A 21,335-nucleotide genomic window follows, 5' to 3' on the forward strand; every position below is an offset into this window, starting at 1 on the left:
ATCTGTGTGTCAGGTGTTATTTAGTTATTTATTCATGCAGTTAATTGAATGGATTTGGCGGTGTGCTCAGGCATTGGCCGGTGGATTATCGATTTGTTGTTTAGAGTGGGTAGTGAGTAAATTGAAAGTTCAATTGAATGGCATACGGATTATGCGACATGACTGAATCTACAATGGAAAAAACTACAATTGATGAGCCCGGTGGTTTTGAAAAGGGTGATCACTTCGACTTCATCAAAAACACTATTCCCGAATGCCTTATCCAAGCCTCGCCACTACGGCGAAAAGTGCTCAAGGCCACTAAACCCACGCTTCCGCAATGGTATGAAAACAGTTCAGCGGATCAGCGCAGTGCCCTGAAAACATTAATTGAAGCTGACTGTCACGCGCAAAATAAATGGGACAAGACAGTGGCTGGCCTGGAAAGTGTCACCGCCTATGCCAAGCCCTTGTTGATCAAGGCGTTGGCTGAGGCGGACATTGAGCTGGATGTGGAGAAAACCTGGGTGCGACTTTATTACCCGGTAGATTACAAGTTTTTTGGTATTCCGACGGGCGTGAACACCGGTGATGTGCGCAGCAGAACCTTTTCCCTGCTGCAAGCGGCATTGCATAATTTTGAAACTTTCGAGGCTGAGGTAAATTACTTCGATAGTGATTCTTCATTTATTACGGAACCCGATGCGCAGGGGCGATTCGACGTTCTGCCGCTCGCCTTGAAAGTACCGCAATTCGTGACAATTTGCCGAAGTCTGGATATCGGTGGTCAGTATGAAAAATACATCAAGGACTTTCTTTATGAGGGTGAAACTGCACATCAGCAGGGGTTGAGCCTGGCCTTCATCGATTGCAAAAAAACAGCAATGAAGGCCGCGGCTTATGCAGCCTTCATGAAAAAGGATATTGAACTTAAAGATTACGAAATATTGCTCGAGCTGATCAACGAACAGGAGATCGTCAGGGACAAGGACAGTCGACGGCGCATCAGCTATAGCCCTCTTCAGCTGATGGGGTACGAAGTCGCCGAATGTGCAGTGTTCTTTCCAACCCACGCCAATCGTTACGATGGCAGCTATGTCATTGCCTACATTCCGGACGATCCCGAGCATGAGATAAAAAAGTACGCCTCGTTCGCCGAGTTCGAAGAGCAACTGACCCATCAACTGATGTACCGACCACCGGGCAGCAGAATCGATAGCGCCAAGGACGCGCTTACCCCCTATCAACAGTTTTTCAGCCGGTTCATTTGCGAAAAGGACCGGGGCCGTTTTTTTCTTCGATTTACCCAGAAGGTTCTGGATGCACCGTCCGGTACATACTGGAAAGACCAGGTGCGTGGTTATCTGAAGTACTTGAGCCCGGTTTCAAGACTGGTCGGTCCCATAGCCGATCGGCACTGGCGGCGAGACCCTTTGGAGAATATCGATCTGCATGCCGAACTTTCGCTGAATTTTCAGTGGGTCGGCATGGCTGGCATCTGGACTGAAATGTTCCGCCAGAAACGTCGGCATATGCGTGAGGATGCGCAGGTGCTTGCGGTTTCAACCGCCGCCGAGGATGACATCACCCGCGAGCGTCGGCTCGCCAACTACCTGAACATCGGCCTGTCTGTCATCGGCATCGCCGCGTTCTTTGTACCGCCTGCAGGCGCCGCCTTGCTGCTGGTCACGGCGGACCAGTTGTTGTTCGAGACGATCGAGGGTGTGCGCGAGTTGAGCCAGGGCGACAAGGAAGCGGGCTGGGCCCACATCACCGATGTCGTGGAGAATCTGGCGACGATGGCGGCCCTGGCGCCGGTGTTTCACTACACGGTTTCGCCGTTCATCGAAGGCTTGAAATCCGTCATCCTGCCCAGTGGCAAGACGCGTTTGTGGAAGCCGGATCTCAAACCCTACGAGCGAAATATCAGGCTGCCAGCAACCTCCAGGCCCAACGGGTTGGGGCTGCATCGATATGGCGGTGAGGATATTTTGCCGCTGGAGGGAAAGCATTATTCATTGAAAAAACCAACGGACTCCGGGGAATACCGGATGCAGCACCCTGCTCGGGAGGATGCCTACCAACCGCCGTTGAACCATAACGGCAGCGGGGCCTGGAATCACGAGGTGGACGCGCCACTGGGGTGGCCGAAAAACACCTTGTTACGACGTCTTGGGCATTCGGTGGATGCCTTCACTGAGATTGAACGCAAAAACATCCTCAAAGTCAGCGGCACTCCAGAAGAGGTGCTGCGCAGAATGCATGTCGAGGGTGAGCCGACACCGGCACTGCTGGCCGACACCGTCACGCGGTTTCAAGCCTATGCCGATGCCGGTGAAGTGGGGTCGCAGATTCGAGCCGGACAGCTGCAGGATGATCTTTGCGGCTATGCCGCTTCCTTGATGGTCGAGTTGCCGGGCTGGCCGCGCTACAAAGCGATAGAGGCGTTCGAGGGCTCTGATTTGAGCGGCAAGGCCGTCAAGTATGGGGATGTCGCTGCACCGGCTGCAGACGTCATCAACGTCAGCCGGGCCGAACTCAAATCGGGACTATTGGCGGAGCGTGTCCTGCCCTTCCTCAGCGAGGAGCAAATCCAGGGTCTGGTCGGTCAACATGTCATACCGGACAAACGGGTCCAGACCTTGCAGGCCCGACTGGCCGACCATGCAGATCAGAGCAGGGCGCGGATTTTCCAGAGTTTGTCCCAAGACCGGGCGGAAGCGGGGAATCCTCGGACTCAACTGCTCCAACGCAACTTTTCCTCGATATCGACCAGGCTCGCCAGCGAGCTTATGGACGATGCGACCCCCAGCGAACTGCGCCAGATGAAAACCACCCGGCGCCTGCCGTTACGGCTGGCGCAAAAAGCTCGTCTGGCACAGCAGGAAGTGCGTTTGTCGCGAGCTTATGAGGGGCTTTTCCTGGAGGCGCTGGCTGCGCCGGACACTGAAAGCCTGGTCCTGCATACACTGGGAAGATTGCTCGGCGAGCCTGGCGATTTGCGCATCGAGGTCCGGGATGGCTCCATCACCGGAGCGATACGAGCCAGCGTCGGCCCCGAAGATGCCCTTGAGCGCAAAGTGCTGCTTCGGACCGGAGAAGGGCAGTATGAGGCACGTAGCGCCAGCGACACTCATCTTCATGGAAGGGATGACCTCTACGCCGCCCTTCAGCACGCCTTGCCGGATGCTCAACGTCGGGCGCTGGGTGTGCCCCATGTGAGCCAGGGTGCCGACCTCAAGGCATTGATCCAACGGCGCGCACTCGCGCGTGATGAACTGCGCCCGGTTCTGAAGATGCAGGCGCAGCGTCAACCGTTTTTCAAGCCGCTGACGCTGTTGCCCGATGGTCGGCGCGGCTACCCCTTGAGCGGTCGCGGCCAGGGTGTATGGGAGCAGATTGTCGAGGAGCGGGTCAGAAAGCTCTATCCCGAATTCACCCTTGAGGAGGTCGATGATTTCGTTGCGACCCTGAATGCTCAAGATGACTCGCCAGACCGCCAGCTGAAGCGGCTCGAGCGGGAGTACAAGCAATTCAATCACAGCCTGCAAACCTGGTTAAGGACGCCGAACGAATGGTCAGGCGTCAGAGACAGCCCGCAGTACGTCAGGGAGTGGGGCGCGAGGATCAAAATCGTCAAAGTCCTCAAACAGGCCTGGCAAAGGACCGGTCCGAAAGACTATGACGCCTATGGCAACTATCGCGGCCAGAGCATTGATCTGAGTGACACTTCGCTGCAATGGCAACTGCGCAGCTTGCCGCCGCTGGAGGCCAATTTCGATCATGTCACCCGGCTGAAATTGAGCCGTTCGCAATTTGGCGATGAAGTAGAGGGGTTTCTTGGACATTTCCCCCAGCTTCGTGCCCTGAATCTGGCCGATAACCAACTGACCCGACTTCCTGCAGCGATCAGCGACATGCGGCATCTGCTTGAACTGCATCTGAGCAGTAACCAGATCACGTTGACCGGGCCGGCAATCGAGAGCATCAAGAACCTGACCCGGTTGAAAATCCTCGGGATGGAAAACAATCCACTGGGCTTGCCGCCCGACGTCAGCCAAATGCCTGACTTGCACATACTGAACTTATCGAACACCGGCCTCGCCACCTGGCCTACCGGGACCTTTGCCCTGCCCCGGCCCCGGCACTTCGACTTGAGGTTGGCCGATAATCCGATTACCCAGTTACCCGAGGTAGCCCCGGGTTCCATCCGGGCTGAAATAGTGGCGCGCACACTGATCAGTCGCGATCGGCTTTCATCGGATAATCTCACAACGCTCAAAACCTACATCGAATCGATCGGGCTCGATCCTGACCGGCGAACGCCCAATGCGGTGATGTCCGATAGCCGTTTCTGGATCAATGCGTTGGCACCGTCCGAGCGAGCCACTCCTGAATTACGAGCGTTAAAGCGTGATCTCTGGGGGGCGGTTGCAGACGAGTTCGGTTCTGAAGCCTTTTTTGCTGAAATCCAGAAACTCGCCAACTCCTCGGATGCTTTCCCCGAGTACAAAACCGAGCTTGCCGGCAAGATCTGGCGAATGCTCGAAGCAGTCGCTGCCGATGCCGAGCTGCGAGATAAACTGTTCAGCGAGGCGCTGGTTCCCTCGTCGTGTGTCGATGCCGGTGCGCAGCTTTTTAACGCCATGGGCGTCGAAGTGCTGATTTATGAGGCCTATCACCTTGTCAGCAAAGACTTGGTGGAAGCGGAGCTGATGAGTCTGGCCAAGGGCAAGTCGCGCCTGAATGAACTGGGCAGGATTGCCCGAGCCAGAGTCAAGGAACTGCTCAAGCAAGGCCGCAGACTTCCCGAATATGATCAGGATGGCGACCTGATTGTGCACAGGGATGAAGAGGGGAACTTCGTCAGGTCCATTGATGAAGTGGAAATTCATCTGGCCTACGTGACAGCCCTTGCCGAGCGCCTGGATTTGCCTTGGCAGTCGCGCAGCATGATGTTCGAGGAGGCGGATGTCACGCCGCTGAGGATAGAGGCCGCTTACCAGCAAGTACTTGCGCTCGAGGAAGGTGATTTTCTGAGGGATTCGATTATCGAGCTGGACTTCTGGAATCGGTATATCCAGGGTGCCAACCGCAGCGTGTTCAAAAACATCCGGCGTCGAATCGACGCTGCGTTAGAGCTGAAAATGGCTCAAAAGACATGGACGGAAACCACCGATGCATCAGTGCGAACCCAGTTGCGCGGAAAAATCACGACACTCGCTTCGGTACTTGGCAAACAACCAACCGATGTCCCTCCCGGTCGTGTAATGACGGATGCCGAGTACACGGCAGAGATGGATTTGATCAATGCCGAAAAGATCGAGCTGCTGAAGAAACTGACCCGGGAAGCGATGGACAGGGCCAAACTTCAAAGGGTCGAAACTCCTTTTACGGTGCAGTCGGATAACCGTTGAATCGACTTTGAGTCAAACGCCTGAGTGCAGATTTTTGCAATCAGGCCTTGTATGCCAGGCATTTCAGAACAGGAAATACCGCTGGGCCATCGGCAGCACATCCGCCGGTTCGCACCACAACAGCACACCGTCGGCCTTGACCTGATAGGTCTGCGCATCGACTTCGATGTTCGGCAGATAATCATTGTGGATCAGGTCGGTTTTCTGCACGTCGCGACAGCCTTTGACCACGGCGATTTTCTTCTTCAGACCCAATGCTTGTGGCAAGCCAGCCTCCTGCGCCGCCTGGCTGATAAAGGTCAGGCTGGTGGCGTGCAGCGAGCCGCCGTAACTGGCGAACATCGGACGGTAGTGCACCGGTTGTGGCGTCGGGATCGAGGCATTGGCGTCGCCCATCAGGCTGGCCGCGATGGCGCCGCCCTTGAGGATCAGCGTTGGCTTCACGCCAAAAAAGGCCGGGCGCCAGAGCACCAGGTCCGCCCATTTGCCGACTTCGACCGAGCCCACTTCATGGCTGATGCCGTGGGTGATCGCCGGGTTGATGGTGTACTTGGCGATGTAGCGTTTGGCGCGGAAGTTGTCGTTGCCTTCACCATCTGCGGGCAATGGGCCTCGCTGCTTTTTCATCTTGTCTGCGGTTTGCCAGGTGCGGGTGATGACTTCGCCGACCCGGCCCATGGCCTGGCTGTCGGAGCTGATCATCGAGAACGCGCCGAGGTCGTGCAGGATGTCTTCGGCGGCGATGGTTTCACGGCGGATCCGGCTTTCGGCGAATGCCACGTCTTCGGCGATGCTCGGGTCCAGGTGGTGGCAGACCATCAACATGTCGAGGTGTTCGTCGATGGTGTTGCGGGTGAACGGCCGGGTCGGGTTGGTGGAGCTGGGCAGTACGTTGGGGAAACCGCAGGCCTTGATGATGTCCGGCGCATGACCGCCGCCCGCGCCTTCGGTGTGGTAGGTGTGGATGGTGCGGCCCTTGAAGGCGGCGAGGGTGGTTTCGACGAAACCCGACTCATTCAGGGTGTCGGTGTGGATGGCTACCTGCACGTCGTATTGGTCGGCGACGTTCAGGCAGTTGTCGATGCTCGCCGGTGTGGTGCCCCAGTCTTCGTGCAGCTTGAGGCCGATGGCGCCGGCCTTGACCTGTTCGATCAAGGGCTCGGGCAGGCTGGCGTTGCCCTTGCCGGTGAAACCGATGTTCATCGCGAAGGCATCGGCGGCCTGGAGCATTCGTGCCAGGTGCCAGGGCCCGGAAGTGCAGGTGGTGGCGTTGGTACCGGTGGCCGGGCCGGTGCCGCCGCCGATCATGGTGGTGACGCCACTCATCAGCGCTTCTTCGATCTGCTGCGGGCAGATGAAGTGGATATGGGTGTCGATGCCGCCGGCGGTGAGGATCATGCCTTCACCGGCGATCACTTCGGTGCTGGCGCCGATCGCTATGGTGACGCCGGGCTGGATGTCCGGATTACCGGCCTTGCCGATGCCGGTAATGCGCCCGTCCTTGAGGCCGACGTCGGCCTTGACGATGCCCCAGTGGTCGATGATCAGCGCGTTGGTGATCAGGGTATCGACGACTTCGGCGGCCAGTAATTGGCTTTGGCCCTGGCCGTCGCGGATGACTTTGCCGCCGCCGAATTTCACTTCTTCGCCGTAGGTGGTGAAGTCCTTTTCCACTTCGATCCACAGCTCGGTGTCGGCCAGACGGACCTTGTCGCCGACGGTGGGGCCGAACATGTCGGCGTAGGCTTGTCTTGAAATCTTCATGTGCTTGCCTTGGGATTCAATTGTTTTCGAGACCGCTCGCATAACTCGCTATCGCAGGCAAGCCAGCGCCTACAGGGGAGATTGCGTTTCGTCAGACACAATGCAGAACCCTGTAGGAGCCGGCTTGCCGGCGAAGGGGCCGGTGCAGGCACTACATAACTTAAAGGTCGCCCATGATCCGCCCGGCGAACCCGAACACCCGACGATGCCCGGCCAGATCCACCAGCTCGACCTCGCGGCTCTGCCCCGGTTCGAAGCGCACGGCGGTGCCGGCGGGGATGTTCAGGCGCATGCCGCGGCTGGCGGCGCGGTCGAAGGTCAGGGCGTCGTTGGTTTCGAAAAAATGGTAATGCGAGCCGACCTGAATCGGCCGGTCACCGCTGTTGGCCACCTTCAGGCTGAGCGTGCGGCGGCCGACATTGAGCTCGATGTCACCGGGCTGGATCTGGTATTCACCGGGAATCATCAATGGGCTCCCTGGAGAATCTTGTAGTAGAGCGCGGTGGGTTTGTAGCGGCCGCTCGGATCGCAGGCGTAGTCGGGGATCTCACCGGCGCGGGTGTAGCCCAGCGCCCTGTAGAAATCCTCGGCGGGGGAGCCGGCTTCGGTGTCGAGGTAGAGCATGCCGCGCTTGTGCTGGAGGGCGGCCGTTTCCAGAGCACTCATCAACTGCTGGCCCAGACCCCGGCGACGCGCATCTTCGCGTACCAGCAGTTTCTGCACTTCGGCACGGTTCAAGCCATTGGCTTTCTGGCACAGGGTCAGTTGCACGCTGGCCTGGACCTGTTCGTCCTTGACCACTACCCACAGCAGCACATTGCCTTGGTTCAGGTTTTCTTGAACCTCATCAAAGTAGGCGCGCGCCTGCGTGGCGTCGAGATTGGCCATGAACCCAACGCTGGCGCCATAGCCCACCGCATCGAGCAGCAGATCAATCAGACCCTGGCGATAGTGCGCAAAGCTTTCAACATTGACGCGGCGCAATTGGGCAGCGTTCATCGGACGTTACTCCTTGTGGGCGGCAGGGGGCTGCGCGCCAGGATTGAGGGTCAATTGCATGAAGGTCAGGTCCAGCCAGCGGCCGAACTTGGTGCCCACCTGGGGCATCTGGCCGGTGGTGACGAAACCGGCTCGTTCATGCAGGCGTATGGACGCTGCATTGCCGCTTTCGATGGCGGCAACCATCACGTGCTTGTCGCAGCCTCTGGCGCGGTCGATCAGTACCTCCATCAGTTGAGGGCCCAGGCCATTGCCGCGCTGATCGCTGCCTACATAGACCGAATGCTCGACGGTGTGACGGAAACCTTCGAACGGTCGCCAGTCACCGAATGAGGCGTAGCCCAGCACCGTGTTATTGCTGTCGACGATCACCAGAACCGGATAACCCTGGGATTGCCGGGCGCTGTACCAGGCCTGGCGGTTGTCCAGGTCTACGGTCTGTTCGTTCCAGATGGCCGTGGTATTGAGCACGGCATCGTTGTAGATATCGCGGATCGCCGGCAGATCGTCCTGCACTGCATCGCGGATGTGGTAAGTCATGGCGCGACCTCAGGCGATCGGTTGGTGGACGGTGACCAGTTTGGTGCCGTCGGGGAACGTCGCCTCCACCTGGATCTCCGGGATCATTTCCGGGATGCCTGCCATTACTTGTTCGCGGCTAAGCAGCGTGGTGCCGAAGTGCATCAGGTCGGCCACGGTCTGGCCGTCACGGGCGCCTTCGAGCAATGCCGCGGAAATGTAGGCCATGGCTTCCGGATAATTGAGTTTCACGCCGCGCGCCAAACGCCGCTCGGCCACGAGGCCGGCGGTGAAGATCAGCAGCTTGTCTTTTTCGCGTGGGGTCAGGTCCATCGTTTGGAATCCATAATCGGCAGTAAAAAGGTGTTGGAACTGTTAATACGGACCCCTGTAGGAGCTGGCTTGCCAGCGAAAGCGGTGTGTCAGTCGCCATGTTTATCGACTGAAAGGACGCCTTCGCTGGCAAGCCAGCTCCTACAGTGGGGCGGTGTTCAGGTGGCCCATATTCGTGGTGGGACAGCTTCTCGGCCCAGTAACGCCGGGCGCAACAACCGCCACAAATCAATCAACCAACCCCGCGCCAACAGCGCCTCACTGGCCAGGCATCGAGCCACCAGAAGCCCCGGCAGCTGGGTCAGGTCTCCCCGCACCTCATTGGGCAGCGATCGGCACTTTTCCAGCACATCACTATCAATTTCGCCGGTCACCAGCAAGGTTGCAAACACTGGCTGCCCATCCAGGCCAATTGGCGAATCGAGCAACCCATCCCCGCCGACAATGCGCTGACGTTCGTGCCAGAGCAACCGGCCGTCGCGACGGATGTCGAGGTGCGCTTGAAAATGCCCGAGGTCGAAGCGCTCGCCGCTGGCCGGTCGGCCCAGCGCCACTACGTCCCAGTAAAACAGCCGCGCGTCGCCTTCAAGGTCGATACAGGTGCTGAGTTCGGCCTGCGCAGCACTGAAAATGATGGTCTCCTGCGGCAACCATTCCAGTGTCGCACCGCTCGCCACTTTCAAGGTCAGCTGCTGATAAGCGGGTCCGGCCGCGCGATACCACTTGGCCGCGCCGGGACTGGTGATTTGCGCCCAGGCATCGCGGCCAACATTGGCCGAGATGTCCAGTCGGTCACCCCCCGCAATCCCCCCCGGCGGGTGAACGATGATGTGCTGGCAAACTTGCGATCCTTCGGCATACAGATGCTTCTGCACCCGCAGCGGGCCTTTGTGCCGACGCTGGACCGGGCGCGTGCTGTCGCCGAATCGGGCGTAGCCCAGTTCCAGCTCGGCGTGCCAGCTCGGGGTAAACAGGGCAGTGGGGACAGGTAGGTTCATGGTTTCCAGTGATCGTCAGGACGCCGCAGATTTGATCAAAGCCTTGTATCGAAGTCATGTGCCACAGATTTATATCGTAACCAGGCCGCGAACACCCTCGGCTTCCATGTTTTCGCCGCGACCCTGCTGCACGATTTCGCCCCGGGACATCACCAGGTACTGATCCGCCAGCTCGGCGGCAAAGTCGTAGAACTGCTCCACAAGTAAAATCGCCATGTCGCCACGGGCTGCAAGTGTCTTGATGACGACACCGATCTCCTTGATCACCGAGGGCTGAATGCCTTCGGTGGGCTCGTCGAGAATCAACAACCGTGGACGGCTGGCCAACGCCCGGCCAATCGCCAGTTGCTGCTGTTGACCCCCGGACAAGTCCCCGCCGCGCCGTTGCTTCATCTGCAGCAGTACCGGAAACAGCTCATAGATGAATGCCGGGACCTCCTTGGCGTCTGATCCGGGAAACCGCGACAGGCCCATCAGCAAATTCTCTTCCACGGTCAGCCGGCCGAAGATCTCGCGCCCCTGGGGTACGTAGGCGATCCCTGCGTGAACCCGTTGGTGCGGCTTGAACGTGGTGATCGGTTTGCCTTCCCAGTTCACCGCGCCTTCCTTGGCCGGCAACAGACCCATCAGGCACTTGAGCAGGGTGGTCTTGCCGACTCCGTTGCGCCCCAGCAGGCAGGTGACTTCTCCGACCTTCACGTCGAATGTCAGGCCCCGCAGGATGTGGCTACCACCGTAGTACTGGTGCAGCTTGTCGACTTGCAGCATGTTCAAATTCTCCTCAAACCCTTGTAGGAGCTGGCTTGCCAGCGAAAGCGGTGGATCAGTCGACGTATTTATCGCCTGAAAGGACGCTTTCGCTGCGGTGCGGCGATCCGACAAGCCAGCTCCTACAGGTTCTGTGTTTGCAGGTCTATCGGCCGAGATACACTTCGATGACGCGCTCGTTGTCCTGCACCTGTTCCAGCGACCCTTCGGCCAGTACGCTGCCCTGATGCAGCACGGTGACGTGGTCGGCAATCGACCCGACAAAGCCCATGTCGTGCTCCACCACCATCAGCGAATGCTTGCCGGCCAGGCGTTTGAACAGCTCGGCAGTGAATTCGGTCTCGGCATCGGTCATGCCCGCCACCGGCTCGTCGAGCAGCAGCAGTTGCGGGTCTTGCATCAGCAACATGCCGATCTCCAGAAACTGCTTCTGCCCGTGGGACAACAAGCCCGCCGGGCGATTGACCGAGGTAGTCAGGCGAATGGTGTCCAGCACCTCGCTGATGCGATCTCTCTGTTCGCCACTCAGCCGAGCGCGCAGGCTGGCCCAGACCGACTTGTCGGTTTTCTGCGCCAGCTCGAGGTTTTCGAAGACGCTCAAGGCTTCGAACACCGTCGGCTTCTGGAACTTGCGGCCGATCCCGGCCTGGGCGATCTGCACTTCGCTCATCTGCGTCAGATCGAGGGTTTCGCCGAACCAGGCCTTGCCATGACTGGGCCGGGTCTTGCCGGTGATCACGTCCATCAGCGTGGTCTTGCCTGCACCGTTGGGGCCGATGATGCAGCGCAATTCACCGACGCCGATGTACAGGTTCAGATTGTTCAGGGCCTTGAAACCGTCGAAGCTGACGCTGATGTCCTCCAGGGTCAGGATGGTGCCGTGGCGGGTGTCCAGGCCGGGGCCGACGCTTTGGCCAAGGCCGATGACGTCGCGGCTGCTGCCGGCGTCCTTATTGGGCTCCACCGGGAAAAACGCCGGTTCGAGCATGAATTCAGCCGTCGCAGTGACTCTCATTGCTCACCTCTCTTTTTCAGCAGGCCGATCACCCCTTTGGGCAGATACAAGGTCACGACAATGAACAGCGCGCCGAGGAAGAACAGCCAGTATTCGGGGAAGGCCACGGTGAACCAGCTCTTCATGCCGTTGACCACTCCGGCGCCGAGAAGCGGACCGATCAAAGTGCCACGACCACCCAGTGCCACCCAGACCGCCGCCTCGATGGAGTTGGTCGGCGACATTTCACTCGGGTTGATGATCCCGACTTGTGGCACATACAGCGCGCCGGCCAGGCCACACAGCACCGCGCTCAACACCCAGACAAACAACTTGAAGCCACGCGGATCGTAGCCGCAGAACATCAGGCGGTTTTCCGCATCGCGCAGGGCGGTCAATACCCGGCCAAACTTGCTCCGGGCCAGACGCCAGCCGATAAACAGGCTCGCCACCAGCAACAGCACGGTGGCGAAAAACAGCACCGCGCGGGTGCCGGGTTCAGTGATGCCGAAACCGAGAATGGTGCGGAAATTAGTGAAGCCGTTGTTGCCGCCGAATCCGGTTTCGTTGCGAAAGAACAGCAGCATCCCGGCGAAGGTCAGGGCCTGGGTCATGATCGAGAAATACACGCCCTTGATCCGCGAACGGAAGGCGAAGAAGCCGAACACCAGCGCCAGTAATCCCGGGGCCAACACCACCAGGCACATCGACCAGAGGAAGCTGCTGGTACCGGTCCAGTACCAGGGCAGTTCGGTCCACGACAGGAAGGTCATGAACGCTGGCAAACCATCGCCCGAGGCCTGGCGCATCAGGTACATGCCCATCGCGTAACCGCCGAGGGCGAAGAACAGGCCGTGGCCCAGGGAGAGCAGGCCGGCGTAACCCCAGACCAGATCCAGCGCGAGGGCGACGATGGCATAGCACAGAATCTTGCCCACCAGCGTCAGGGTATAGGCCGAGACGTGAAACACGCTGTCCGGCGACAACAGCGAAAGCAGCGGCAGCGTCAGCAGCAGAACGAGGACCACCGCGCCGACAGCGATAGTGACCTTGGGGCCGGCCTTTTGGCTGGCGGTGAGCATCAGGGGCTGGTTCATCAGTCGATCACCCGTCCTTTCAGTGCGAAGAGGCCTTGCGGACGTTTCTGGATGAACAGAATGATCAGCGCGAGGATCAGGATCTTGCCGAGCACCGCACCGATCTGCGGTTCGAGAATCTTGTTGGCTATCCCCAGGCCGAAAGCGGCCAGGACACTGCCGGCCAACTGACCGACGCCGCCGAGCACCACCACCAGGAACGAGTCGATGATGTAGCTCTGGCCGAGGTCGGGGCCGACGTTGCCGATCTGGCTGAGCGCCACACCGCCGAGGCCGGCAATGCCCGAGCCGAGGCCGAAGGCGAGCATGTCGACGCGCCCGGTGGGCACCCCGCAGCAGGCAGCCATGTTGCGGTTCTGGGTGACGGCGCGCACGTTCAAACCGAGGCGCGTCCTGTTCAGCAGCAGCCAGGTCAGCACCACCACAAACAGCGCGAAAGCGATGATGACGATGCGGTTGTAGGGCAGCACCAGGTTCGGCAGAACCTGGATCCCGCCGGATAACCAGGCCGGGTTGGCCACTTCGACGTTCTGCGCGCCGAACACCAGTCGCACCAACTGGATCAGCATCAGGCTGATGCCCCAGGTGGCGAGCAGGGTTTCCAGCGGCCGGCCATAGAGATGGCGGATGACTGTGCGCTCCAGTGCCATGCCGATCGCGGCCGTGACGAAAAATGCCACCGGTAGTGCTATCAGCGGATAGAACTCGATGGCTTGTGGGGCGAAGCGCTGAAACATCAACTGCACGACGTAGGTCGAGTAGGCACCGAGCATCAGCATCTCGCCGTGGGCCATGTTGATCACGCCGAGCAGGCCAAAGGTGATCGCAAGACCGAGGGCTGCGAGCAGTAGAATCGAACCCAGCGACATGCCGCTGAAGGCCTGGCCAAGCATCTCGCCGATCAGCAGTTTGCGCTTGACTTGGGCCAGGCTGGTTTCGGCAGCGGTACGCACCGCGGCATCGGCTTCGACGCCGGATTCGAGCAAGCCTTCGAGGCGGGTGCGGGCCAGCGGGTCACCGGTTTCACCCAGCAGCCGGACGGCGGCGAGGCGCACGCCCGGGTCGGTAGCGACCAGTTGCAGGTTAGCCAGCGCCAGGCTTAGCGCCGCGTGAACGCTTTCATCTTTTTCCCCCGCCAGTTGCCGATCGAGGAACATCAGTTGCGCCGGTTTGGCGCTTTTCTGTAATTGCTGCGCGGCGGCCAACCGGACGTTGGCGTCGGCGGCGAGTAATTGGTGACTGGCTTGCGCGGTGTCGATCAGACCCCGCAGGCGATTGTTCAGGCGCAGTGTTTTCAGTTGGCCATCGAGGGTCAGTTCGCCTTGTTGCAGTGCATTGATCAGTTCGACCCGGGCCGTGTTGGGCTGCGCGGCCCAGGATTCCAGAAGCTTGGCTTGCTGCACGGGATTGGCCGCGACGAAGTCTTCGGCGTCGCCTGAATGTGCGGCCATCGGCAGTAAAAGCGCGAGTGCAAAGATAAAACGGTAAAGGGCGGTGTGCATGTCGAGCGTCCTGGTCATACGCGGACCTTGTAGGAGCCGGCTTGCCGGCGAAGGCGGTGGGTCAGCTGCATCGATGCTGGATGTGCCGCCGTCTTCGCTGGCAAGCCAGCTCCTACAGGTGTTGTGTCGGGCCCAGGTGAGAGTCTGGGCCCGGCATCGCGGGGCTTAGTTGCTCTTCACCGCATACTCCGGCTTCTTGTCGTTGCCCGGAATGAACGGGCTCCACGGTTGGGCGCGGATCGGGCCTTCGGTCTGCCACACCACATTGAACTGACCGTCAGCCTGGATCTCGCCGATCATCACCGGCTTGTGCAGGTGGTGGTTGGTCTTGTCCATGGTCAGGGTGTAGCCGGATGGCGCCGCGAAGGTCTGGCCAGCGAGGGCTTCGCGGACTTTGTCGACGTCGGTGGACTTGGCTTTTTCGGCCGCTTGCGCCCACATGTGGATGCCGACGTAGGTGGCTTCCATCGGATCGTTGGTGACCGCTTTGTCGGCGCCCGGCAGGTTGTGTTTCTTGGCGTAGGCTTTCCAGTCGGCGACGAACTTCTTGTTCGCCGGGTTCTCGACCGACTCAAAGTAGTTCCATGCCGCCAGGTTGCCCACCAGCGGTTTGGTGTCGATGCCGCGCAGTTCTTCTTCACCGACCGAGAACGCCACGACCGGAACGTCGGTCGCTTTCAGGCCCTGGTTGGCCAGTTCTTTATAGAACGGCACGTTGGAGTCGCCGTTGACGGTGGAGATCACTGCCGTCTTGCCCCCGGCGGAGAATTTTTTGATGTTGGCCACGATAGTCTGGTAATCGCTGTGGCCGAACGGGGTGTAGACCTCTTCGATGTCCTTGTCGGCCACGCCTTTGGAGTGCAGGAACGAGCGCAGGATCTTGTTGGTGGTGCGCGGGTAAACGTAGTCGGTACCCAGCAGGAAGTAGCGCTTGGCACTGCCGCCTTCTTCGCTCATCAGGTATTCCACCGCCGGGATCGCCTGTTGGTTCGGCGCGGCGCCGGTGTAGAACACGTTTGGCGACATCTCTTCTCCTTCGTATTGCACCGGGTAGAACAGCAGGCCGTTGAGTTCTTCGAACACTGGCAATACCGATTTGCGCGACACGGAGGTCCAGCAACCGAACACCACGGCCACTTTGTCCTGGGTCAGCAACTGCCGCCCTTTTTCGGCGAACAGCGGCCAGTTCGATGCCGGATCGACGACCACAGGTTCGAGCATCTTGCCGTTCACGCCGCCCTTGGCGTTGATCTCGTCGATGGTCATCAACGCCATGTCCTTGAGCGAGGTCTCGGAGATCGCCATGGTTCCGGACAACGAATGCAGGATACCGACCTTGATGGTCTCGGCGGCCTGGACAGTCCAGGTCATGCCCATCGCGGCAATGCTTGCCGATAGTGTGAAAGCCTTGATCAAGCTGCGACGCTTCATTGTGCGATCTCCATGAACATGAATTTATTTGATTGGCAGCACTGAGGGGGTATTAGCAAGGGTTGTGCCCAGTCGGAGAAAGGCAAGGAAATGTCGTATTGGCGGGGAAGGGACAAAGGTGTTGCGCACCATGAATGGACAGACTCAGTGGGCTGATGCGCAGGATGCGCCAGATTGGTGCTTGTGACGTGTCGCGCTGGAAATGCAGCGCTGCGCGGCCGCCCGTCTGTATCAATGCATTGCTAAAGACATATATATCGCACCGAGGATCGAACAGCGTTTTAAATTGATGCTGCTCATTAGGAATGAACTCAATGAGTGATAGTTGATTATTTCTTTCGTCCTATTAATAGGTGAACCATGGATGGCATACCAGATCGAGACAAAGGTGTAGCGAAGTCAATGGTTGAACTGCCTTCGCTCAGTCCTCCACTTATAACTGCCAGCGACGCGGGCCGGCCAGTGTTGAGCCCAGCATTTCAGAGTCATGCCTCAGCTATGAATTAATTTTTACATATGGAGTTTCACACTATGGAAGGATTCTCCCAGCAAATCGAGTTGCCGCCAGAGAAGGTTTCAGCGCCTGCGTTGAGCCGGGCGTTTCTCTCGGCGGATGACGCCGCGCGTTATGCGCATGAACAGGTTGGAAAACAGCGTGACCATGAATACATCGGTTGCATTTTCAAGCGTGATGATCAGCGGTTTGTAGTGACCGAGCCCAGGGCATCCGGGAAAGGCTCAATGGATGGCCGACAGTTGTATCCGGTGGACGGGCAGGGGATGCCGGTATTTCCCGACAACCATGTCTTGCAGGGTTTGTTCTATTCGCATGTAGCGCTCTCGACACTCGATGCACAGAAAGTGTACGACCTGGGTTGGTCCCCCGACGACGCCGCACTGAGTTTGCTGATGTTCAGTGTCGCCGAGTTACGCCACATTCTTAAGGGTGAAGAAGTGGCCTATCTCTCGGGGGCCGAAGACAGCTTGATCCGGTTCAAACCCGATCGTTCGCTCGCGAAGCAGTTCCTGGATCAGCTGGGAACGGCCGTTGCGCCTGGAAAACTGGCCTCGGATCTAGAAGCGGGTGTTGTCAAACCCGGCAAACTCGTCAGGGAAGCGGTGGCCGCCGGAGATTTGCAGGTGGTGATCAGCAACGGCCGTTGGTGGCCTCGGGGGAAAGTCACGGATGCCATCATCGTCGGGCCATGGGAGCGGAGCGTGCCGGAGCAGGTGTCTCATGGTGCGATTTTCGGTTCGGCAGACGAAGCGGCGCTGGACCGATATGCCAGGGGCGTCGAGCAACATGAGGATGAGCGGACCTGGTTTGGATTCATCTTGAAACAACAGGGCAAGGAGGAGTACATCGCCTCAGAACTGGTGCCTGCCAGTGGGGTGCGGGACAAACTGTACTCCCTGAACAGCCTGTATGGCCTCTCAGACAAGACGAGGGAGCGTCTGTACCCGGAGTCGTTCGTCCCGCACTCCTATTTCTATTTGCGCCAGCGAGTCAAGTACGTGCCAAACCAGGCTGAAAACTGGTTGGCGCAACATTTCATCGTGCCCAGAGACTTGTTTGTCGTGCGGTACAACTCGAAGCGACGTCCGGTTGTGGAAACGGACGCACGCATTCCTCTTTATGTTTCGACTCAAGACGGAGCCCTTCTGAAATATGTTGCTCGCAAGGACAGCAAACTGTTTGACGACGACTCGGAGCTCTTGTCGGCGGTGACTATCCAAGACAACCTGATGAGCGGCAAGCTGAGCTCGACCGGTTTTGTCAGAGTGGTGGCCAACAGCGGTGAGTTAAGCATCATGCGCACCAGTCTCTGCTGGGACAGGCGTGGAGTGGTTGACATCAACTGGTCACCGAGCGCGAGCCTTCAACGCCGCTCTCTGGGCCCTGTCTTTCTGACAGCCGACGACGCGTCTTTGTACGCTCGCTCGCAGTTGCCCTCCGACAGCACAAAAAAGCTGTATGGCGGCTTGATACTGAAGCGTGCGGACGGCTTGTTTGTGGCGACCGAACCGGTTGGCGTCATACAGGAAGACTTTGATACCAAATGGATTTTTCCGGATGAAAGTGTCACCTATGGCCAATTCCCCGCAGGCTGCAGCATCGTTGCGCGGTATCGCTCGCGGGTATCCCGGGAGTTGCCTGTGCTGTTTTCCCCGACCGACAAGCAGGTGTACCTCAACATGCTTTCGGTCAATTGCGTTTACACGGCGTTCATGCGCCAGGCGCAACATCTGGACGAGTATTTGTTCAACCCGGATGGCTCTGTCATTCGCTATCGCACGGGTCTCTGGAGTCGCTTCAAGGCCGACCTGGCCAATGCGTTGAATGACTTCAAAAGTCTGCCCCATGATCTTGATGGCGCCTGGATCAAGCAACGCATTCACAGTTGGCAGTTGACGCCGACGGCTTGGGTGAAAAGCCTGGTGAAGACAGGCTCTCTGCAAGTAATAGCCGGGAGTCGGCTGTGGGGGCAGCCCGGTGCGGTGACAACTTTTGAGCCTTATCCGGTGGTGGCTACCCAATCCGTTTACGCGTTGGCTGTCGCGGATCCGGCCTACAGCCCGGTGTTCGCGCAGGAGGAGGATGCTGCACGCTTCGTCCATGAACAGGCCGGCAACCGCGCAGCACTGAGCTTTGGATTCATTCTCAGTCATACCCGGGATGGTTCCTACACCGCGAACCTGCCGACTGAAGTGCAAGGCTCGCAGTTGGCGTATGACCGTATTTTCCCTGGTGCTCTACCTTACCGCTACATTGCCAGCGGACTTTACCTGTGCGCTGCGCAGATACCGCAGGGTCTGACTGACGAAGACTACCGGCATTTCTTCTCACCGATGGATATGCATCTGGCACGGACTCGTGCGTGGACACCCCAAGGGTTCAAGCCGATGTATTTCTCTTGTGCCGATGGTGCCTTACTGAAGCTGGCGCTCAGTGCATTCGACCCTGTTCCGTCGCTCGACAAATTCGGTCAGATTCAGTTAAGAGAAAATCCCTTCGCCTCACGGGAACAGGCGAGCAGTGACTGGGGCGATGTTGGCAAGGGTCAATTCAAACTGAGCAGCTATGTTCGGCGAATGGCCAAGGCCGGCAAGCTGGAAGTCCTGATAACCAGCGCATACTGGTCCCGCCTGGGTGAAGTGGGGGAGGACTGGCAGCCGCGTATGCCCGCGGTCTCTGCCGAGCAGTTGTGGTCACATAAGCAGGTGTTGGCCCTGGGGCCGATTTTTCAGCATAGCGACGATGCTGCTTGCTATGCCCAACGGCGAGCAGGTAGCGCTTATGAGCAAGAGACAGTGTATGAAAGCGCGATCCTGGCTAAGTCCAGCAGTCACTCCTACATTGCCCTGGAGCCCTTGGCGAACCCGAACCCTTCCAGTGACGCCGTTGACCTGATTTTCCGTACGGCGAGCAATGCGCCAGCGACAAAAAAACCGCCGAAGTTTCCCGGTGGCTACTCGCTGATGGCTGGCCACCAGCTCTATCAATCGGGAAACACGACACTGGCTACCGATATCGAAGAGGTTTATGTAAATTTTTCCTCGCCAGCGCTGCTCCATGCGCACACTTATCAGCTCAAGGCCAAAGGGTTCGGTATTACGGCTTACTACTATTCCACGCCTCACGGCGCATTGCTCAAATACACCCCCGCCTATACGAAAGACGAAGAGGCTTTACTGTTGACGAAGACGGTTCAATTCGTCGGCGGTCAGTGGGTCACAATTCTCTCTCCCGGGGAGTTTATTTCCAGACTGATGAATATCGGTGAATTACGGGTGTTGAAGGCTGCACATTACTGGAATCAGACCGGGCGACTGGGGGTCAACTGGCGTAATACCCGTCTGGAGAAGGAGCGTTTGACGCTGAAGCGTCATGATGAGCTTTAGCGTGTTGACTGGATCGAATTGACGATAATTTGAGCAGCGCCTTCTGACTCCGGGGTCAGAGGGCGTTGCTCGTCGCTTGCACATCAATCCGATGGAAATCAGCCCGCCGGTTGCTATAGGTTCGGCGGGGGGCGGCGAAGGTATATTGGGTGTTTCATGACGAAGATGAGACCGATTCAGTTTGCCGGTTGAATCGCGACAGCAGCCGATCCAGCAGCCACACCACCACCAGCGAAGCGCCCACCAACGGAAACGCCACCGCCAGTGCGAACATGATGACCATCGCGGTTTTCCATTTCGGCAGGTCGTGACGCAGGGGCGGAACCCCGAGCTTGCCTTGCGGGCGACGCTTCCACCAGATCACCACACCACTGACGGCGCTGAGCAGAATCATCAGGCAGATCAGTAGCACAATGATCTGGTTGAACACTCCGAACATCTTGCCTTCGTGCAGCATCACGCCCATTTCCGTGGCGCGGGCGACATTGCCGTAATGCTCCCAGCGTACGTCGGCGAGGACGTCGCCGGTGTATTGGTCGACGTGCAGGGTGGCATCGTTGCGCGGGTCGTCGGCGAAGACGGCGATGGTGAAGACACCGGTAGCCGTGGTCGGGAAGGTGATGCTGTAGCCCGGTTCGACTTTGCGTTGTTCGGCGATATCCTGCACGTCTTGCAGGCTGATGGTGGGTGCGGCAGGGCCGGCCTGCGCGCCGCCGTGGGCCATGTGTTCGGCGTGGTCGCCGGACATCGGCATCGGCGTGTTTTCCATCGCCCATGGCACAGTCTGGCGCGTGGCGCTGTTGAGGCTGCGCGCCTCGACGTCGGACTTGGGCATGTCATTCCACATCGCATCCGGGAACACGTTCCACACGCCGGCGTATTGCTTGCCCCAGAACCCGGTCCAGGTCATGCCGCTGAGCAGCATCACCAGCAGAAACGCCGCGCCCCAGAAGCCGGTGACCGCGTGCAAGTCACGCCAGAGCACTCGACCGCGACTGCTCAGGCGCGGCCACAGGATGCCGGCGGCCTGGCCTCGTGGCCACCATAAAAATACGCCGGAAACCACCAGCACGATGCCCCAGCCAGCGGCGAGTTCGACCAGTCGATCACCGACCGTGCCGATCATCAATTCGCCGTGGATGGCGCGCGCCACCGCTTGCAGATTCATCTTGGCGTCCTGCTCACCGAGGATGTCCCCGTGGTAGGGGTCGAGGAACACGTTCAGTTCGTTGCCGGCATCGAGTACGACAAACTGGGCGCTGCGTTCGGCGTTCACCGGTGGCAGGTACTGCTTGATCGTTGCTTGTGGATAAGCATCTTTCACCCGCTTGAGCAGCTCGTCGGCCGGAACGTTGTGGTGCCCGGCCGGGACGTTCAGCAGGCTGCCGTACATCAATGGGTCGAGTTGCGGCTTGAACAGGTAGATGACGCCGGTCAGCGCCAGCATCACCATGAAGGGCGCGACGAACAGACCGGCATAGAAATGCCAGCGCCAGGCCAGGTTGTAGAAATTCACTTTGGGCTGTTTCATCGGTTGTGCTCCGCTTGGCTTGGTTCTTTGTTGTTGTCTGGTGACTGCAGCGCAGTCATTGGCGAGCAGGCTCGCTCCCACAGGTTCAACACTGTCCATG

14 protein-coding genes are annotated in these 21,335 nt (G+C 58.8%); 2 read left to right on the plus strand and 12 right to left on the minus strand.

From position 1 onward, the window contains the following. The first annotated feature begins 158 nt into the window (after window positions 1-158). Window positions 159-5,396 carry an NEL-type E3 ubiquitin ligase domain-containing protein gene (locus J2W17_RS19620; RefSeq protein WP_307337849.1) on the plus strand — a complete coding sequence of 1,746 codons (5,238 nt, stop codon included), beginning with the start codon at window positions 159-161 and terminating at the stop codon, window positions 5,394-5,396. A 63-nt stretch (window positions 5,397-5,459) separates the two neighbouring features. On the opposite strand, the gene ureC is transcribed toward J2W17_RS19620, so the two are convergent. From ureC to urtA, 11 genes are all read right to left on the minus strand, one after another. Then, window positions 5,460-7,160, minus strand: a complete 1,701-nt coding sequence (gene ureC / locus J2W17_RS19625; protein WP_307337852.1) for an urease subunit alpha — start codon at window positions 7,158-7,160, stop codon at window positions 5,460-5,462. A gap of 160 nt (window positions 7,161-7,320) precedes the next feature. Beyond that, window positions 7,321-7,626 (minus strand): urease subunit beta, encoded by a 306-nt coding sequence (locus J2W17_RS19630; RefSeq protein ID WP_030128285.1) that lies wholly within the window; start codon window positions 7,624-7,626, stop codon window positions 7,321-7,323. Beyond that, window positions 7,626-8,159 carry a GNAT family N-acetyltransferase gene (locus J2W17_RS19635; RefSeq protein ID WP_307337857.1) on the minus strand — a complete coding sequence of 178 codons (534 nt, stop codon included), beginning with the start codon at window positions 8,157-8,159 and terminating at the stop codon, window positions 7,626-7,628. Before J2W17_RS19635 ends, J2W17_RS19630 begins: the two co-directional genes overlap by 1 nt. Window positions 8,160-8,165: 6 nt before the next feature. Next, a complete protein-coding gene (locus J2W17_RS19640; protein WP_307337861.1) occupies window positions 8,166-8,699 on the minus strand; it encodes a GNAT family N-acetyltransferase in 534 nt (177 codons plus the stop codon). A 9-nt stretch (window positions 8,700-8,708) separates the two neighbouring features. Beyond that, on the minus strand, window positions 8,709-9,011 hold the full coding sequence (locus J2W17_RS19645) for an urease subunit gamma (protein ID WP_307337864.1): 303 nt from the start codon (window positions 9,009-9,011) through the stop codon (window positions 8,709-8,711). A 158-nt stretch (window positions 9,012-9,169) separates the two neighbouring features. Then, window positions 9,170-10,009, minus strand: coding sequence for an urease accessory protein UreD (locus J2W17_RS19650; RefSeq protein WP_307337867.1), 840 nt, complete (start codon window positions 10,007-10,009; stop codon window positions 9,170-9,172). 69 nt (window positions 10,010-10,078) lie between these two features. Beyond that, a complete protein-coding gene (gene urtE, locus J2W17_RS19655) occupies window positions 10,079-10,777 on the minus strand; it encodes an urea ABC transporter ATP-binding subunit UrtE (protein ID WP_307337871.1) in 699 nt (232 codons plus the stop codon). 145 nt (window positions 10,778-10,922) lie between these two features. After that, a complete protein-coding gene (gene urtD / locus J2W17_RS19660; protein ID WP_150797079.1) occupies window positions 10,923-11,792 on the minus strand; it encodes an urea ABC transporter ATP-binding protein UrtD in 870 nt (289 codons plus the stop codon). Then, window positions 11,789-12,868 (minus strand): urea ABC transporter permease subunit UrtC, encoded by a 1,080-nt coding sequence (gene urtC, locus J2W17_RS19665; protein ID WP_307337879.1) that lies wholly within the window; start codon window positions 12,866-12,868, stop codon window positions 11,789-11,791. The genes urtD and urtC overlap by 4 nt, the downstream gene beginning before the upstream one ends. Continuing rightward, window positions 12,868-14,370: an urea ABC transporter permease subunit UrtB gene (gene urtB / locus J2W17_RS19670; protein ID WP_307337882.1), complete on the minus strand. Its 1,503-nt coding sequence runs from the start codon at window positions 14,368-14,370 to the stop codon at window positions 12,868-12,870. Before urtB ends, urtC begins: the two co-directional genes overlap by 1 nt. Window positions 14,371-14,535: 165 nt before the next feature. Next, window positions 14,536-15,801: an urea ABC transporter substrate-binding protein gene (gene urtA, locus J2W17_RS19675; RefSeq protein WP_060542799.1), complete on the minus strand. Its 1,266-nt coding sequence runs from the start codon at window positions 15,799-15,801 to the stop codon at window positions 14,536-14,538. A gap of 531 nt (window positions 15,802-16,332) precedes the next feature. On the opposite strand from urtA, the gene J2W17_RS19680 reads away from it, so the two are divergent. After that, a complete protein-coding gene (locus J2W17_RS19680) occupies window positions 16,333-19,704 on the plus strand; it encodes a hypothetical protein (RefSeq protein WP_307337887.1) in 3,372 nt (1,123 codons plus the stop codon). A 154-nt stretch (window positions 19,705-19,858) separates the two neighbouring features. Here the strand turns inward: J2W17_RS19680 and J2W17_RS19685 are convergent, their stop codons facing one another. Next, a complete protein-coding gene (locus J2W17_RS19685) occupies window positions 19,859-21,235 on the minus strand; it encodes a PepSY-associated TM helix domain-containing protein (RefSeq protein WP_307337890.1) in 1,377 nt (458 codons plus the stop codon). Between the last annotated feature and the right edge of the window lie 100 nt (window positions 21,236-21,335).

Source organism: Pseudomonas lini (assembly GCF_030812475.1).
GTDB classification, from domain to species: domain Bacteria; phylum Pseudomonadota; class Gammaproteobacteria; order Pseudomonadales; family Pseudomonadaceae; genus Aquipseudomonas; species Aquipseudomonas lini_A.